16 protein-coding genes are annotated in these 16,844 nt (G+C 39.1%); 2 read left to right on the top strand and 14 right to left on the bottom strand.

Annotated elements, in window-relative coordinates; translation table 11 throughout:
* Positions 1–6 precede the first annotated feature (6 nt).
* Both ACOZIR_RS11510 and ACOZIR_RS11505 read right to left on the bottom strand, forming a co-directional pair.
* Positions 7–1,428 carry a non-oxidative hydroxyarylic acid decarboxylases subunit C gene (locus tag ACOZIR_RS11510; RefSeq protein WP_045291753.1) on the bottom strand — a complete coding sequence of 474 codons (1,422 nt, stop codon included), beginning with the start codon at positions 1,426–1,428 and terminating at the stop codon, positions 7–9.
* Between the two features lie 2 nt (positions 1,429–1,430).
* Complete coding sequence (locus ACOZIR_RS11505) at positions 1,431–2,012, bottom strand: non-oxidative hydroxyarylic acid decarboxylases subunit B (RefSeq protein ID WP_045291754.1); 582 nt, start codon at positions 2,010–2,012, stop codon at positions 1,431–1,433.
* 113 nt (positions 2,013–2,125) lie between these two features.
* Between ACOZIR_RS11505 and ACOZIR_RS11500 the strand changes: the two genes are divergently transcribed.
* Entirely contained in the window at positions 2,126–2,995 is an 870-nt protein-coding gene (locus ACOZIR_RS11500; protein ID WP_045291755.1) for a LysR family transcriptional regulator, read from the top strand.
* Positions 2,996–3,064: 69 nt separating this feature from the next.
* On the opposite strand, the gene ACOZIR_RS11495 is transcribed toward ACOZIR_RS11500, so the two are convergent.
* The 4 genes from ACOZIR_RS11495 to ACOZIR_RS11480 form a co-directional block, all read right to left on the bottom strand.
* Positions 3,065–4,021, bottom strand: coding sequence for an AEC family transporter (locus ACOZIR_RS11495; protein WP_028408284.1), 957 nt, complete (start codon positions 4,019–4,021; stop codon positions 3,065–3,067).
* 707 nt (positions 4,022–4,728) lie between these two features.
* Positions 4,729–5,133, bottom strand: a complete 405-nt coding sequence (locus ACOZIR_RS11490; protein ID WP_045291756.1) for a YkvA family protein — start codon at positions 5,131–5,133, stop codon at positions 4,729–4,731.
* Between the two features lie 99 nt (positions 5,134–5,232).
* The gene (locus tag ACOZIR_RS11485) at positions 5,233–5,514 is read right to left on the bottom strand and encodes a hypothetical protein (protein WP_045291757.1); all 282 of its coding nucleotides are present in this window, start codon (positions 5,512–5,514) and stop codon (positions 5,233–5,235) included.
* 88 nt (positions 5,515–5,602) lie between these two features.
* The gene (locus ACOZIR_RS11480) at positions 5,603–6,238 is read right to left on the bottom strand and encodes a DUF1796 family putative cysteine peptidase (protein ID WP_045291758.1); all 636 of its coding nucleotides are present in this window, start codon (positions 6,236–6,238) and stop codon (positions 5,603–5,605) included.
* 235 nt (positions 6,239–6,473) lie between these two features.
* Here ACOZIR_RS11480 and ACOZIR_RS11475 point away from each other — a divergent pair, with 235 nt between their 5' ends.
* Positions 6,474–7,478 (top strand): LLM class flavin-dependent oxidoreductase, encoded by a 1,005-nt coding sequence (locus ACOZIR_RS11475; protein WP_045291759.1) that lies wholly within the window; start codon positions 6,474–6,476, stop codon positions 7,476–7,478.
* A gap of 27 nt (positions 7,479–7,505) precedes the next feature.
* On the opposite strand, the gene ACOZIR_RS11470 is transcribed toward ACOZIR_RS11475, so the two are convergent.
* From ACOZIR_RS11470 to ACOZIR_RS11435, 8 genes are all read right to left on the bottom strand, one after another.
* Positions 7,506–8,825, bottom strand: coding sequence for a (Fe-S)-binding protein (locus tag ACOZIR_RS11470; RefSeq protein ID WP_310878623.1), 1,320 nt, complete (start codon positions 8,823–8,825; stop codon positions 7,506–7,508).
* Positions 8,822–10,234, bottom strand: coding sequence for a glycolate oxidase subunit GlcD (gene glcD, locus ACOZIR_RS11465; protein ID WP_045291761.1), 1,413 nt, complete (start codon positions 10,232–10,234; stop codon positions 8,822–8,824). Before glcD ends, ACOZIR_RS11470 begins: the two co-directional genes overlap by 4 nt.
* Positions 10,235–10,362: 128 nt before the next feature.
* Complete coding sequence (locus tag ACOZIR_RS11460) at positions 10,363–11,475, bottom strand: CdaR family transcriptional regulator (RefSeq protein ID WP_310878622.1); 1,113 nt, start codon at positions 11,473–11,475, stop codon at positions 10,363–10,365.
* 71 nt (positions 11,476–11,546) lie between these two features.
* Positions 11,547–12,119, bottom strand: coding sequence for a DJ-1/PfpI family protein (locus tag ACOZIR_RS11455; RefSeq protein ID WP_045291762.1), 573 nt, complete (start codon positions 12,117–12,119; stop codon positions 11,547–11,549).
* Between the two features lie 122 nt (positions 12,120–12,241).
* Positions 12,242–12,574 carry an IDEAL domain-containing protein gene (locus ACOZIR_RS11450; protein WP_224357859.1) on the bottom strand — a complete coding sequence of 111 codons (333 nt, stop codon included), beginning with the start codon at positions 12,572–12,574 and terminating at the stop codon, positions 12,242–12,244.
* A 207-nt stretch (positions 12,575–12,781) separates the two neighbouring features.
* The gene (locus ACOZIR_RS11445) at positions 12,782–14,215 is read right to left on the bottom strand and encodes a GntP family permease (protein WP_045291764.1); all 1,434 of its coding nucleotides are present in this window, start codon (positions 14,213–14,215) and stop codon (positions 12,782–12,784) included.
* Positions 14,216–14,260: 45 nt separating this feature from the next.
* Entirely contained in the window at positions 14,261–15,451 is a 1,191-nt protein-coding gene (locus tag ACOZIR_RS11440) for an iron-containing alcohol dehydrogenase (protein ID WP_328121161.1), read from the bottom strand.
* Positions 15,452–15,695: 244 nt separating this feature from the next.
* Entirely contained in the window at positions 15,696–16,844 is a 1,149-nt protein-coding gene (locus tag ACOZIR_RS11435; protein ID WP_045291766.1) for an ABC transporter permease, read from the bottom strand.

The following is a 16,844-nucleotide window of genomic DNA, read 5'->3' as shown; positions in this document are numbered from 1 at the left end:
CCTTGTTTATTTTTGCATCATATTCGTTAAGATTTTTTCCCATTTTTCAGTTTCAAGTGGTGTATCTAAAGGCTGAGAATAGTGGCCTCTTGTTTCAGGTGCAATTGGTGTTGTAGCATCTAAGATCATTTTATCTGTAATACCAGCCGGCTCAGATCCTGGATCAAGTGGCAGAACTGAGAGATTAGGCACGGTTATAACATCATGTTTTGGGTGCATTTTTGTCGATAGCGCCCACATGACTTGCGGTAAATTAAACGGATCCACATCTTCGTCTACTACAATAACTAACTTGCAATATCCTAATCCATGCGGCGTAGTCAACGCCCTCATACCAACCGCCTTAGCAAATCCTCCGTATCGGCTTTTCGTTGAAATGATAGCAACGAGACCATGAGTATACATCGCATTCACAGCTTCAATCTCTTCAGGATATGCTTCTTTGAGCTGCTGATATAAAGGAACGCTTGTATTGATTCCAATTAAATAATCTGTTTCTGTCCAAGGCATACCGATATATAAACTTTCAAAAATAGGATCTTTGCGATGGTATACACGATTGATTTTGATAACAGGCATGCTTCTGCCACCGGAGTAATGACCTGTAAATTCACCAAAAGGACCTTCATACTCACGTTCACCAGCTAAAATTTCTCCCTCTAAAATCACTTCTGCTCCCCAAGGTACATCTAAATCAGAAAGCTGAGACTTCACAATTCTGTAAGGCTCACCTTGAATAGCTCCTGCCATTTCATACTCTGATTGATCGTAATGAAGCGGCGTAGCAGCTGCTGTGACAATTGCGGGTTCACATCCTAAAGCAATTGATATAGGGAGGTTTTCACCTTTTTCTTCGGCTTGTTTCAAGTGAATGGCAATATCATGCTGTGGCACAGGTTGAATGCCTAGACGGTCTTTTCCTTTGACCTGCATACGATATATACCTACGTTTTGTTTACCGAAATGCGCCTTATCATGCTGATCACGAGAAATAACGCACGCTTTATCTAGATAATAGCCTCCGTCTCCTTGATTCAAGCGAAACAATGGCAAAAGGTCGAATAAGTTAATATCATCTTTAATTTCACACTCATGAAATGGCGCTGTTTCTTCTCTTTTCACTTTAACAGGAAATTTTTCATATCTCCGAGCAAACTCAAAGAACTGTTCTTTTACAGGAGTTGACTTAGGCAGTCCCATCATTAATGCGTGATTTGACCAGGAACCCATTACGTTTAGAGCTACCTTTGCGTTGTTATATCCATAAATATTTGTAAATAATAATCCCGGCGTTTGGTCTCCTAAATTACTGATGGCTTGACCTGCTGAACCTAAATCTGGATCTGGCTGCACTTCCTCTGTAATCGTCAGCAGCTGCCCTTCTTTATGTAGCGTATCAAGGAAATCTCTAAAGTCTTTATAAGCCATGTTTATTTTCCTCCTTGTGATAAATGTTTAATTCCATTCCATCTTTTTGCCTCAGGAAGCTCAATTCCTAATTGATCTAATGTTCGAACAGCAATATGGGTAACAATATCATCAATTGTCTCAGGTTTGTTATAAAAAGCTGGCATAGGAGGTACAAGGATAGCACCCATTTTTGAAAGATCCAGCATGTTTTCTAAATGAATCGTATTCAAAGGCGTTTCTCGAGGAAGTAGCACCAGTGGCTTTCTTTCTTTTAGCATCACATCTGCCGTTCTCGCTATTAAGTTGTCTGCTAACCCCACTCGAATAGATGCTAATGTTTTCATGCTGCAAGGACTAACAATCATTCCATCTATACGAAAAGAACCGCTCGAAATTTTTGCCGCTTGGTCTTGATATGAATAGCAATAATCTGCTAGCGCTTCTACTTGCTGAACGCTATACGGTGTTTCCAGCTTAATTGTGGCATGAGCCCAAGGCGACATGACTAAATGCGTTTCAACAGAAGCCTTCTTCAAAAGCTCTAAAATTCGAATACCTAAAATAGCTCCCGTGGCTCCTGTGATTCCTACAGCTATTTTCATTTCTCTTTCTCCTCTCTCTTTTGGTTACACATTTAACTTTACACTCATTTTCCATACAATTAAAATATTGATAAAATATATAATAATACCTTTAAAGTATGGAGTTGAATACAGTGGAATTAAGACAGCTGCATTATTTTATTGTCATAGCTGAAGAATTAAATGTAACTAAAGCAGCCAAGCGCCTGCATATGGCTCAGCCTCCTTTAAGCAGGCAGCTAAAACAGCTCGAAAATGAGCTAGGTCTTTTGCTTTTTGAACGAAACAATAACAAGCGCTTATTGTTAACAGCAGAAGGAGAGCTTTTTTTAAAACGAGCGAAAGAAATTGTGCAAAGGGTCGAAAAATCCGTATTAGAAGTACAGGAATGTAAAAACATAACAAATGAAAAGCTTGAAGTCGGATGTACAATCTACTGTGCATCAACTGTTCTCGACAAGCTAGCTCTTATTCGAAAACAGTATCCAAACAGTACCTTTAATATCTATGAAAACGAACCAGCTCATTTAAACGAATTATTAACGGAAGGAAAAATCGATGTAGCAGTCACCACTACAGACTTACCTTATCAACAGGTAAAAACAAAAACACTTGCACCAGATGTTTTTGTTGTAGCAGTTCCCAAAGAAAGCAGTTATGCAGAAGAAAAGATTTCGGTAGCTGAAATTGCCTCACTTCCTCTTATCCTTCTTCGCTCAAACCGGGAAATAAGCATATACAATCGCATTATAAAAGAATTTGAAAAGATGGATATAACACCTAATATTTTATGCGAATGCCATGACTCAGCGATGCTTCTTAATTTAGTATGTCGTGGCCTTGGTGCTGCCATTGTTCCTTATTCAATGCTTTCCTCTTTTTCACTAGAACATATTAAAATTTTAAACATAGAAGATAATCCATTTGTGATTGAGCCTTTAGTTACGTGGCGTACCGACAGTTATCTTCCCAAAATTGCTCAAGAATTTTTAAAGCTTTTTTAAATATAGATGCACAAAAAAAGGCTTTGCTAAAATAGCAAAGCCTTTTTTGTTCTATATCCATATATGTGATTACATTAACCAAGAAATTAACAGCGGTAATGTAACAAGTGACATAATGGCACTAAGTACGAATGCTGAAGCTGTTTCACCAGCTAAGCTGTCAAAGCGAACTGAAATCATCGCTGCTACAGCTGAACCTGGGAACGCTACTAATAATACTAATTTTACGATGTCAGCTGATGATAGACCCATTGCTGTTGCAATTCCTAACATTACAAGCGGCTGAATAGCCACTTTTAAAATCGCAATACCAAATGCCGCTGGGCTAAATTGAATTTTACGGATACCAATTGTTACCCCAACTGCGAATAGAGCCGCACCAGATGTAATTGAACCAATTTGGTCTAAGCTGCTTGATAGTAAATCTGGAGATTGGAACCCACATAATACTAATACTACCGCGATTAACGGAACACAGGCTAACGGCTCAGAAAGACCGTGTAAGATTGATTTAATTGTTACTTTAAATAAGCTTTCTTCTGAATCGCCTTCACTTCTTTCACGCTGTCCAACCGTACCGATAATAGTTGCTAAAGGATCAAGCATCGCATTTACTACGATACCCGTAATGGCGATTGGAATTGCTACTACATCCGCGCCAAACAAGCTACCTAATACTGGAATACCCATAAACGCAAACGTTGGCTGCGTAGAGTTTAAAGAGAACATAGACGCGCCTGTTAGTGAGTATTTGAATACATATTTTGCAACAAGTAAGAAAAGAACATAAAATCCAATAATACCAAGAACTAATGCTAATAAAAACGGCCATTTTTCAATAAGCGTTTGTTTTGATGTTGTTGTAATACCAACGAATAGATGTGCAGGTAACGCAAATTTTGTTACAAGCGTATTTAACCCTTTAGATGTTGTTGCATCAAACTTTTTAAAGTACCCTGCTAAATAACCTAGCAAAATAACAAAAAAGATTGGGGTTAAAATAATAAAGATTTGACTAATTTCCATTTTTGAACACTCCATTGTTTAGATTAGAATCAATCCTATAAATTTGCTTTCTTAGAAAGATAATTATCTTCTAAGGCTTGTCTATGAATATTGTTTACGTCAGGCCATTCATCTCCCTTTTTGCTAAACATCTCTACAAATATGAAGTAACGTATAATGGTTCATGAAAACGCATGGACTTTGTTTTTCTGCAATCATTTATTTACTTCGCAGCTGTTCATTTAGTTAACATCAAATCACACAAAACTTGTCATACAATACAGTAACTATACAACCTTAGCAAAAACTTGTCATACAATCATGTTGTTGGCTTACTTAGGCTGAAAAAAAACACCTTCAAATGAAAGATGCTTAATCTTGGAACGAAAGAAAGCGACTTCTGATTGATGAGGAAGAATCTCTAAGTGTTTGAAACTCTCAGTTAAAAAGTTCCATAATTTCACAAAGTTTTTACAAACAATCTTACTTATTTGTATACTGCTTTCTGTGACGAATTTATGAACATGTTTTAACTTAACATTTGTAGGGCAATTATTCAATTACATTGCTTAAAATTTTAATGAAAAAAATATTTTAATCCTGCTTTTTTTACATAAAACGGATTAAAATAGTCATAAAGACCTATATATTATCGCTTAAAAAGAAGATGATTCATCTATCACCTTCTTTTGCTCACTTTATTTAATAATGACATTTCGATCATAACGTTACTTTATTTTAGCATCAATAATGGAAAAATTGTGTTCTTCTGAAAACCACGTTTTAATTTTTTCTTTTGCTTTCAGTTTAACACCTTCATCAATGTACATGGCAACTTGAATCAATGCAAGCCCCAGAGCTCCTAAATCATCTGTAAATCCAACTCCTGCTGCAAAGTCCGGAATTAAATCTAAAGGAAGAATAAAATAACCTAACACTCCTATAATGACTGCTTTTGCTTTTGGGGGAATATCAGGTTTTTGCAGCGTGTAGTATAAAAGCAATACGGCATAAACAACGTTTGCTCCCGCTTTTTTACCAAACTTTTTAAGCTTGTCCCAAAATTTTTCTTCCGAATAATATTTGGCTGTTTCCTCTGTACGAGCGGGTACAATTTCTTGTTTCTCTTCCATATCGATCACCCTTTCATTACCATATGTACTTATTATAAACGATTATCTTTACCCAATTCCATTGAGAGATAAAACTCCATAAACCTGCACAAAGCAGGTTTATGAATTTTTTAACGAATAGTGCTTCATGACGATGGTAACTAAGTCATTCAGCGCCGTTTCACTTTTAGAATGATTTTCAAACTGCTGAATGAGATCCATATGTTCAAGCAGCACTTCGTAATTACCCGTCATCTTTCTGAGAACTTCATATGCGGAACTATTCAAATCCACTTGTATTTTTAAATCTTCCAGCTGTGCTAAATACTCGTTCCAGCACTGGTCTTGTTCTAGCAGCAGCCATACAATTTCTTTTATCGCCTTCCGCACATTGGACTCCATCTTTTCATCTCCTTTGATACACAGATATAACAAAGTCTATGAAAAAAACAAGCTTTTTCATTCCCGTATTAAACAAAAAGAGTTTCTTTTATTTTATAACAAGCCCGCTGAAGAGCTCTTCCCATACTTTATCATCGCGCAGTACATCCATTGAAAAAATAGGTGCATATAAGGCACACGTGTAAGGCAAGTCCCAGTTAGCTTCGGACAAAAGTTCTTTTTCGCTGTTTGTCAGCAGCAGTATATAGAAATCGTTTTTGACCATTCGCTTTAAAATATGCTCTAATTCTTTCGCTTCTTCATACGTTCCACCCATACGAATAAACAATATACAAGAACTGGTCTCCATCGACGTTAAAAACCGCTCCGTTCTCCGCTCATACTTTTCTTTGACTTCACTGTACGAAAGCCAGTTATCTTCTGTATTGATAGACGACGGAAAATCATGAGCAGAATCAATTTGATACACCTTATCACGCAGTCTAAGGGTGGAACCATCTCCGAAAGAACTGACATAGGTTAAATGTTCATATAAAAATAAGTCTTTACACCGGTTTTTCAACAGCAGATTGACATGAGAAAGAGAAATGCTAATACACCAATCAATCACGCCGGCTTGTTTTCGCAAAGAATATTTTTTCATGTATATCCCTGGAAAACAGTTATAGCCTAAGCTGTATATCATATCGTACTGCTTGCTTTTTAGTTCATTTAAAGTAACCATATTCATCCTCCCTTCTTCTATAAAATATGACAGCTTTTTATAGAAAGAGGCGGCTTCTGCCTTATACCGTACAAGCTTTTTGCTTTTTAGGAGCTTGTATAATAAAAGAGTAAGGAATTAAAGAAAAATAACCGAAGCAAAATATTTTGGAACTCGAAAGATTATTGTTAAAATACTTGTATTCCATTGAAATAACAAGGCCTATGAAGTCTTTAAAAGAAAGAAGATGAAATTGATGAGTAAAGAATTAAAAGATATTCCGATTTCCGTATTGGATCTTTCTCCTGTAGTTGAAGGAGGAACTGTATCTGACTCACTTAGAAATACATTAGACTTAGCTCAGCACGCTGAAAAGTGGGGATACAACCGCTACTGGCTAGCTGAGCATCATAATATGACAGGTATCGCAAGCTCCGCTACATCTGTTGTAATTGGTCATGTGGCTGGAGGCACGTCACGCATTCGCGTAGGCTCTGGCGGCATTATGCTTCCTAACCATTCTCCGCTTGTTATTGCTGAGCATTTTGGCACGCTTGAATCACTATTTCCAGGACGTATTGATTTAGGCTTAGGAAGAGCGCCAGGGACAGATCAGCTGACAGCACAGGCGCTGCGACGCGACCGCAGGAGCGACGGCAGTGACTTCCCAGAACAGCTGGCTGAACTGCAGGAATACTTTAAGCCTGCTTCAAAAAGTCAGATGCGTGTTAAAGCTGTTCCCGGTCAAGGTTTAAATATTCCGATTTGGCTCCTTGGCTCAAGCGGTTTTAGCGCACAGCTTTCTGCACAGCTAGGCTTGCCATTTTCATTTGCAAGTCACTTCTCGCCTAATAATACAATGACAGCTCTTAACATGTACCGTCGTTATTTTAAGCCGTCCGACGTGTTAGAGAAACCATATGCAATGTTAGGTGTGAACGTAATTGCTGCTGATACAGATAGAGAAGCTGAACGTTTGGCTACTTCTATGCAACAGCAGTTCCTAAATTTAATTCGAAACACACCGGGTAAACTAAAAGCTCCTGTCGATAATATGGATGAACTATGGACGGACTTTGAGAAAGCTTCTCTCCAACAGCAGCTGGGTTCTTCTATTGTCGGAAGCCCTGAAACAATTAAAGCCAAGCTGGAACAGTTTATTGAAGAAACGGATGCAGATGAACTTATGATTAACGCTCAAATTTACGATCACAAAGCTCGCCTTCGTTCGTACGAAATTGTTTCTCAGCTGTTCAAATAATAAAAAGGCCGGACGTGTCCGGCCTTTTTATTTGCTTTCTACTGCTTCAAGAAGTAAATCTGCAAGATGAACGGCTCTTACACTTTCTTCTACTCCTTCTCTGACTACCCCTAGCTTCATTTGAATGAGACAGCCCGGGTTTGCTGTTACAATCGTATGTGCATGCGTTTCTTTCACTTTTTCCATTTTATAATCCAAAATTTGCATAGACATCTCTTGTTCCGTTAAGTTATAAATACCGGCTGAGCCGCAGCAATGATCCGCATTTTCCATTTCGTTAAACACCGTTCCGTTAATCGCTTGGATCAGTTTTCTCGGTGCGCTCGACGTTTTCATCACGTTTCTTAAATGACACGAGTCTTGATACGTAATAATTTGACTTGGCAGGGATAACTTTTGTTTTTCCACAAACTGCTGCTGTAATAAAATCTCTGAAAAATCTTTAACTTTTGCAGAAAAAACCGCTGCTCTTTCTTTCCATTCCGGTTCCTCTTTTAATAAATGATCGTATTCCACTAACAATGCACCGCAGCCTCCTGCGTTAAGAACAATATCATCCGCTTGAATAGATTCAAACGCCATGATGTTTTGCTTCGCTAACTTTTTTGCCTGATCTTTTTCTCCTCCATGCGCATGCAGTGCGCCACAGCACGTCTGCACTTCTGGTATGACGACCTTACACCCCGCTTTTTGTAAAAGTGCAATCGTCGCGTTGTTTGTTTCCATAAACATCGTATCCATTAAACACCCTGTAAAAAAAGCAACCGTACGTGTTTCTGTTCCTTCTGCTTCAAATAAAAAAGAACGTTTCTTCATTTCCTTTTTTGTTGGCACAGGCGGAAGCGTTTTTTCCATTTGTGCTAAATTACCGGGCAGGACATTTAGTATGTTTGTTTTTTGAACGGCTTTTTGCAAGCCGCTTCTTTGATAGAAAGCAAGCAGAGAATGTACATTTTTTAATCGTTCTTTATGCGGGAAAAGGTGTTCAAACACCATATGCCTGAGCGCTTTTACCGGCCATTTATGTCTTTTTTTCTGCTGAATAATATCACGCGCTTCTTCTAATAAGTGTCCGTACTTCACACCCGAAGGACAAACAGGCTCACACGCTCGGCAGCCAAGGCAAAGATTCAATTGCTTTTCAACGGATTCATCAGGTTCAATAAGTCCGTCTACCACTCCTTTCATTAAAGCAATTCTTCCGCGCGGTGACGCTGCTTCATATTGATTCGTTTGTCCATACGTCGGACAGCTTGGCAAACAAAAACCGCATCTCATACAATTCATTAACTCGTCATAATCTAACCGTTCTTTGAACGCTTGCTGAATGTCTTTTGTTGCCGTCATGAACGAACCACCACTCTTTTTCTCGTGTCTTTAGCAAAAATTTTCCCTGGATTCATAATTCCTTGCGGGTCCAAAGCATACTTAATTGCTTTCATCGCAGCTACTCCTTCTCCGCCCATCTTCAGCGCCAAATACGGTGCTTTCATTTCTCCCACTCCGTGTTCACCTGTAATCGTTCCTCCAAGCTCAATGGCTTTGTGAAAAATTTCTTCAAAAGCTTGTTCAACGCGCTGAAGCTCTTCTTCGTCACGTGCATCTGTTAAACAAGTCGGATGCAGATTTCCGTCTCCCGCATGACCAAACGTACAGATTTTAACGTTATATTTTACGGCAATTTCATTAATGCCTTTAACCATTTCACTAATTTTAGAACGAGGAACGGTTGCGTCTTCTAAAATCGTCGTTGGCTTCATTCGCGCTAAAGCAGAAAGAGCTGATCTTCTTGCTGTACTTAACGCTTCTGCTTCTGCTTGCGAAGCTGCTACTTTTACAGATACAGCGCTTCCTTCACTGCAGATGCGTGAAATCATTTCCATATCGCGAGTCACTACTTCCGGCGGTCCGTCTTGTTCAATCAATAAGACAGCGTTTACATCTGTTGGCAGCCCAACTTGCGCAAAATCTTCTACTACTTCGCACGTCGGCTGATCTAAAAATTCAAGCGTGGCTGGAATAATCTTATTGGCGATAATTGCTGAAACCGTCTTAGCAGCTGCGTCCATGTCTTCAAACAGCGCGAGCAGAGTTTGTTTTGTTTCAGGTATTGGAATGAGCTTTAAAATTGCTTCTGTCACAACGCCAAGCGTTCCTTCAGAACCGACAAACAAGTTCGTTAAATCGTAGCCAGCTACATCTTTAGCCAGCTTGCCTCCCGTCTTAATGCAGTCGCCGTTTGCAAGAATTACTTCAAGCCCAAGAACGTAATCTTTTGTTACGCCGTATTTTAAGCCTCGTAATCCTCCTGAGCATTCATTGATATTTCCTCCGATGGTTGATATTTTCATAGAGCTTGGATCAGGAGGATAAAATAAACCTTTTGCCTCTACAGCGTTAATTAAGTCTAACGTGATAACACCTGGCTGCACGGTAGCGGTTAAATTTTCTTCATCAATTTCCAAAATTTTATTCATTCGGTTAAAGGTAAGAACAATTCCTCCTTGCGTGGGACACGTTCCTGCGCTTAAATTCGTGCCTGAACCTCTTGGCACAATAGGAACATGATCTTCGTTGCATATCGTTAAAATTCTTTTCACTTGATCTTTGTTTTCAGGCATAATAACTGCATCAGGAAGCGACTGAAAGTTAGGGGTTGCGTCATAAGAGTACACGAGTCTTGCTTCACTGCTATCTTGAAAGTTGGCCGATCCTACAACTTCAATGAGCTTTGCTTTTGTTCGTTCATTAAGCATAACGTTCCTCCTTATATATCTCTTACTCTTATTATAGTTGCAGAAGCCACGAGGGACTATGGATAAAAAACTAAAAAAAAGCGCTTTAAAAACTCATTTTTTGTATGTTTATCTAACGAAGGGCGCACTTACTCTAATAGAGACAGCGCAAGGTAAAAAAGCGTGAGACCCTTTACACTTTTAGGATCAATGTCTGTGAGTTCTTTCATTTGCTTCAAGCGGTAATGAAGCGTATTGATATGAATATGTAAATCAACTGCCGTTTTTTTTAATGATTGATCATTGGATAAATAGCATTTCAGCGTTTCAAGCAGCTCTTTTTCTTTTAAAAGAGCGGAAAGCACTCGACTCAAGAATTCCTTTTTTACAGGTTCAGAAACATCTTCTAAAATCATGTCCATCAGCAGCTCCTCATAAAAAACAACGGCTTGACGTTTTGAAGCTACTTTAAGCGCTTTTTTCGCTTCTTCATATGAAGCATGCAAATTAAATTGCTCCGCTGGCTTTCCTACACCAATAGTGATGATAACTTGGTTGTTTGCTTGAATGTACTGCTGACATTTTTTTAATTCTTCTTTAAATCCTTGTCTTACCTTTTCACCTACCGCTTCTTTCAGTAAAAGCAAGCGATCGTATCCCCAATTTGCGATATAATCTCCTTCACCTTTATGACTTTCAAACCAGTAGCGAATCATTTCTTGTACTTGCTGCTGCTTCTTTTTCGAAAGAGATGAATCAAATTGAAACAGCGTGCAGCAGTAAGAACTGTCTACTTGCACTCCTAAAATATGGCCTCGTTCAATAAATTCTGCATCTACCTGCTGGCTATAAATCCATTCACGAAAAAAAGCTTCTACTCCTTTATTTTCCCATTCCTTCGCTTCTATATAGTATGCTTCGCGAATAATTAACTCTGTTAACCTTCGAATAATCTCTGCAAAAGGCTCAACAGCTTCTGGAGTACCTGTAATGCCAATAACACCAATAATGTCTCCTTGATAACTGATGGGCAAGTTAATGCCTGGCTTAACTCCTTTTAAATCCGCTGCTTCTTTTTTGGAGATATATAGTTTTTGCTTTCTTTGCATCACGTTCCACGCACCTTCGTGAAAAAAACCAACTCGCTTTTCTTCTGTTGATGCAATAATAATTCCACGTGGATCCGTTACAATCACATGCTCGTTCATCACAAGCTGCACTTCTTTTATAATTTTCTTCGATAGTTCAGACACTAGCTGCACGTTGTCTACACCTCATCTATAATCAATTAAAAGAGCTGAAAGAATTCTTTTCTCTCAGCCCGCTTTTTTTATTATGCGTTCACTTTTTCAGCTTTTTTTAGCACGTTAAAAAACTCTTTCATAAATTTAGGTAAATCCGGCCAAGCCTGTCCAGTTACTAAGTTTCTGTCTACGTGAAGCGTCTGTTCGATAAACACAGCACCTGCCGCTTCTACTTCCGGACGACAAGCAGGATACGCTGTTACTTCTCTGTCTTGCAGGTACTCTCTAACCGTCGTTAATACGAGCTGACCATGACAAATAACGCCTAAAGGTTTATTTTCTTTTAAAAAATGCGCGGCAATTTCCTGAACTTTTGTGTTCATTCGAATGTATTCAGGTGCCCGTCCTCCTGGAATAATAAGTCCATCATAATCAGCGGGATTCACTTCATCGACAGAAGCATGAGAATCAATTTTATATCCCGTTTTCTCTGTGAAAGTTTCCATTTCTGGAAGGAAATCATGAACAACCGTTTGGAGCTTCTTTTTTACGGGGGAAGCAATGGTACACTGAATATCTTCTTCTAAACAGCGATAATACGGATAAAAAACTTCTAATGCCTCCACGGCATCTCCTGTTAAAATCAAGACACGTTTACTCATCTTTTATCACCTTTTCTTTCTTAATGTCGTCATTTACTTCTTCTCGCAAGCTGCTTTTCATTCCTGCTTTTCTCTCTATGAATAATAAAAAGAGCAGGGCCTTCATTCCTTTACTAGGAATGTCAGCCTTGCTTTTTATCTTGTACTCTTTTTAATTCAGCTGTTAATTCGATAAACCAAGCTTCGTCTTTTGTTAGCAGCGCAAGATCAATTAATGAAAGAATCTGCTCTTCGTGCGCCGTTTTTTGAAGGGGCAGCTTCTCTATTTTTCCATCCATCATGCCAATGGTTGTGCCGACCATTTTTTCATCATCACTTTTTACAACGTTGATTAGTGCTGCTTTTTTAGACGGGTTAATCGTTTGAATATATCCATATATAAGTTCACCGTTGCGAGATTTTCCTTTGACCCAGTCGCCTACTTTTAAATTTTCTTCAAATAGCTTCACAGTCATTCTCCTTTCTTCATAAACATGCTAAAAATTAATGTAACGGCATATAGTATTCTAGAAAGTAGTGTAATCATAATACTTACAGTTTAGAAAGTCAAAGAATCTGTTTTAGAGCAAAAGGCTCGATATACAAAATCACTGCAACAATAAAAAAATCCGGACGATAAATCGTTCGGATCTTTCTGCAACTACACTCAACCTCTTTATTTGTTACACGAGTCCAGTTAAGCTGTAGATTCCAATGATTAAGAAACATGCAAGCGTTTTTATAACAGTGATGGCAAAAATATCTCGGTAAGACTGTTTGTGTGTTAACCCGGTAATAGCAAGAAGGGTAATAACAGCTCCGTTATGAGGAAGCGTATCCATACCGCCTGATGCCATCGCTACAACTCTGTGCATAACTTCAGGAGGAATGTTGTACTGATTAATAGCTTCTACATACTTATCTCCCATTGCACTAAGCGCAATTCCCATACCTCCAGAGGCAGAGCCTGTAATACCAGCTAAGATGTTTGTCGTAACGGCTCCATTGACAAGCGGATTTGTAAAGGTATGTGAAATACCATCACGAACGGTTGCAAAGCCAGGAAGAGATGAAATAACGCCTCCAAAGCCATACTCAGCTCCCGTGTTCATCGCAGCGAGAAGCGCTCCGCCAATACTTGCGTTAAGACCCGCTTGGAAACCGGTGGTCACTCTTTTCCAATCGTAAGCAATCGTCGTAATAATTCCAATAACAAGTGCTAGCTCTACTGACCAAATACCGACAACTGCAGTTAAATCTACTTTTCCGAACGCTTCAAGACCAATTTTGGCAAAATCAAAACCGTCTGGGTACCACTTTGGAATAGAAACCGTGAAAAATTTGTTTGCAACCCCTACAAGCACGAGCGGAACAAATGCTAAAATCTGTCTTGCTACGCTAGGTTCATATTTAGGCTCTGTAGAAGGCACAGACTCTTTTTCTAGTTCTGCAGCAGCCGCTAGTTCATTATTAAATCCGTAGTAGCCTTCTCCAGCTTTTCTTGCTTTTTTGCTTCGGCTTTCTAAATACCAAAGACCTAAGCTAAAGACAATAACCGATCCGATAATCCCCAGTGTCGGAGCAGCATAGATGTCTGTTTTAAAAAAAGTCGTTGGAATAACGTTTTGAATTTGCGGTGTACCCGGAAGTGCATCCATGGTAAACGAAATAGCTCCTAATGCAATCGTTCCCGGTACTAATCGTTTTGGAATATTCGCTTCGCGGAATAAGTTAGCCGCAAACGGATAAACTGCAAACGCAACAACGAATAAACTTACGCCGCTGTAGGTTAAGATTGCTCCCATTAAAACAATCGCCAAGATGGCGCGTTTAGCCCCTACTACTTTAACAATGGTTTTCGCAATCGATTCGGCGACTCCAGACATTTCAACCATCTTCCCGAAGACTGCTCCTAATAGAAAGACAGGGAAGTAGTTTTTAATAAATCCAACCATTTTCTCCATAAAAACGTTTGAGAAAAACGGGAGTGCATAGCTTGGTTCCGTTAAAATAACGGCTAGCAGCGCACAAAGTGGAGCAAATAAAATAACTGAAAATCCGCGGTAAGCAATCAGCATCAAAAGCCCCAGAGACAGCAAAATAATCAGCAAATCCATAATGTTTCCCCTTTCATCCCTCATTCAATTTGTCTTGAATGTATCTTATTTTTTATAAAGTGCAGACTCAAACTCATATTCATAGGACGTGTAATACAGCTGGATAATTTCTTCTGCCGTCGGTACAACCGGATGGTTAGCAGGACTTCCGCTTTGAATCGCATCCGCTGCCATTTTCTCAACCGCCGCGTAAAATAGCTGACGATCAATGCCCCACGATTGAAGATTAGGAATCTCTAAGTCGATACAAAGCTGCTTGATGGCTTCAATTAACACATCTGCTCCTTCTTTTTTTGTATATGATACATTCGGAAAAAGAGCTTGTCCTATTTCACCTAAACGATCGATTGAAGCCTCTTTTGTATAGTCCAAAACCGCAGGCAGGAGCATCGCGTTAGAAATACCGTGCGGCACATGGAATAACGCGCCAATAGGTCGTGACATACCGTGCACTAGCGCAACGGATGAATTTGAAAACGCCATTCCTGCCAGCATAGAAGCATAGGCCATTTCGTTTCTTGCTTGAACATTTTCTCCATTTCTGTACACAAGACGAATATTTTTCATGATTAACTCAATTGCTTGAAGCGCAAGTGAATCTGTAAAAGGATGTGCTTTTTTAGACAAATACGCTTCCACTGCATGACTGAGTGCATCAATTCCTGTAGCTGCCGTTACGTGTTTCGGACATGATAGAGTTAATACTGGATCAACAATGGCTGTATCAGGCAATAATTGAGGCCTTGCGAGCATCATTTTTACATCGTACGCCGTGTCTGTAATAACCGTCGCTTTCGTCACTTCTGAGCCCGTCCCGGCAGTCGTAGGCACGGCAACCAAAGGAAGAGGACTATCTTGAAAATCTTGTTGATTTTGAAAATACGTTCGTAGATGCCCTTCATTTGTCATCATAATGGCAACCGCTTTTCCAGTATCGATACAGCTGCCTCCCCCTAAGGCAATAACCACATCGCACTGCTCCATTTTACATATGGCAAGCGCTTCATCTAGATGAATATCTGTCGGCTCTGAATTTACGCCTGTATACACGGCACAGTCCATGCCAGCTTCTGCTAAGTAACGACGGCAAGTTTCTACATTGCCTGCTTTCACCATAACGTCATCACTTATAAGCAGCGCTTTTGTCCCAAGCAGTGCAGCCTGTTCTCCAATTTTAGAAAATGACCCTTCTCCATATAAAACCGTGCGTGGTACAAGTAGTTCATAAATTCCCACTGTTTTTCCCCCTTTGTTATCTCGCTGACAATCTCTCCTTCCGTATTTCATGCTGCCTTATGTAAGCGATTTCATTTATTTGTGCAAAAAACCAACATGAACTTCGTTTTTCTCCCCTATTTATTCTCTTTTTGTATACCCCTTTCCTCTTTCATTCTAAAATTTCATCTTATATTTTTCAATCTTTTTTTGTAACTTTTTAAAAATTACAAAAAAAGCCAGAGGTATTCTCTGACTTTACCATTTAAATAAACTTTTGAACAGTATTATTTCGATTTAATTTATAAATAGACAGCAGGAAAAAAACGAGTGCAAAAGTTAGTAAAATGCTGATATTTAACCATAGGCTGCTTAAACCAGCTCCTTGTTGAACACTTTTCAACGTACTTAATACCCACGTTTGAGGAAGAAAGTCGGCTATTTTCTGCATCACATCCGGCATAAATTCAGGTGGAAAAAAGCAGCCGGACAGTAAACAAGTTGGCGTGATGATAAGCGTCTGAAGACCATTCGCTGCTTTTGAACTTTCTGTAAAAGCGATAATTACAAGAGACAAGCCGATGGCTACTAGGCCAAACAAAACTAAAATAAAAAATAGCTGCCATACAGGAATGTTCATATCGACGTGAAAAAGAGTCGTAATACAAACAAGTGTAATCATTACTTGCAGAGTTAATAAGATCATATTTGTCATAACATTGGATATCACGTATTGCCTTGCACTAACTGGCGAAGCTAGCAGTCTGAAATACGTTCGCTGCTCTTTTTCTTTTGTGATAAGAGCCGATAAATTCACCGCAGAAAAAAGCATAAACATAATTAAATACCCAATTGTCTGCTTGACAATGTTTTGATCGGTTCCTTTGTCTTCAAGGGCATGCGTAGAGACGTGGAATGGCGCTTTTTGATAATTCTCATACATTTGTTTAAACGCAGCATCGTCGCCTTCAGCAGCTTGATTCAGCGCAGAAATATTATCAATATATTGATACAAATAAGACTTAATAAAGCTCGTTACCTCTGCTCCTTTTATTGAAGTAATCGTAATATGATCTGGTTTGTTCGCTTTGACGCTGTCAGAAAAGCCTTTTTCAAAAGTAATAACCGCATCCACTTTCTTTGACGTAATCTCATGATCCACTTCTTTGTCCGTGAGCATTTTAACATTTGTTTTATGCAGCCCTTTTAAAAACTGAACGGTATCTTTTGTAATATCCGTTGAATCGTGATTGACAACTCCGATATTCACCGAAGTCCCTCCTGCATTTCCATAAATAAGAACGGACATTAAAACTCCTGCAATAGGCAAACCAATAACAAGCACAAGCGTCCTTTTGTTTCTAAGCAGCATATTTCTTAGCATATTTGTGACAAGCCACACGATATTTTTCAT

It is taken from the genome of Priestia sp. D3YE.R1 (assembly GCF_049199565.1).
Lineage (GTDB): Bacteria > Bacillota > Bacilli > Bacillales > Bacillaceae_H > Priestia > Priestia aryabhattai.
This window is presented reverse-complemented; position numbering and strand designations above follow the sequence as displayed.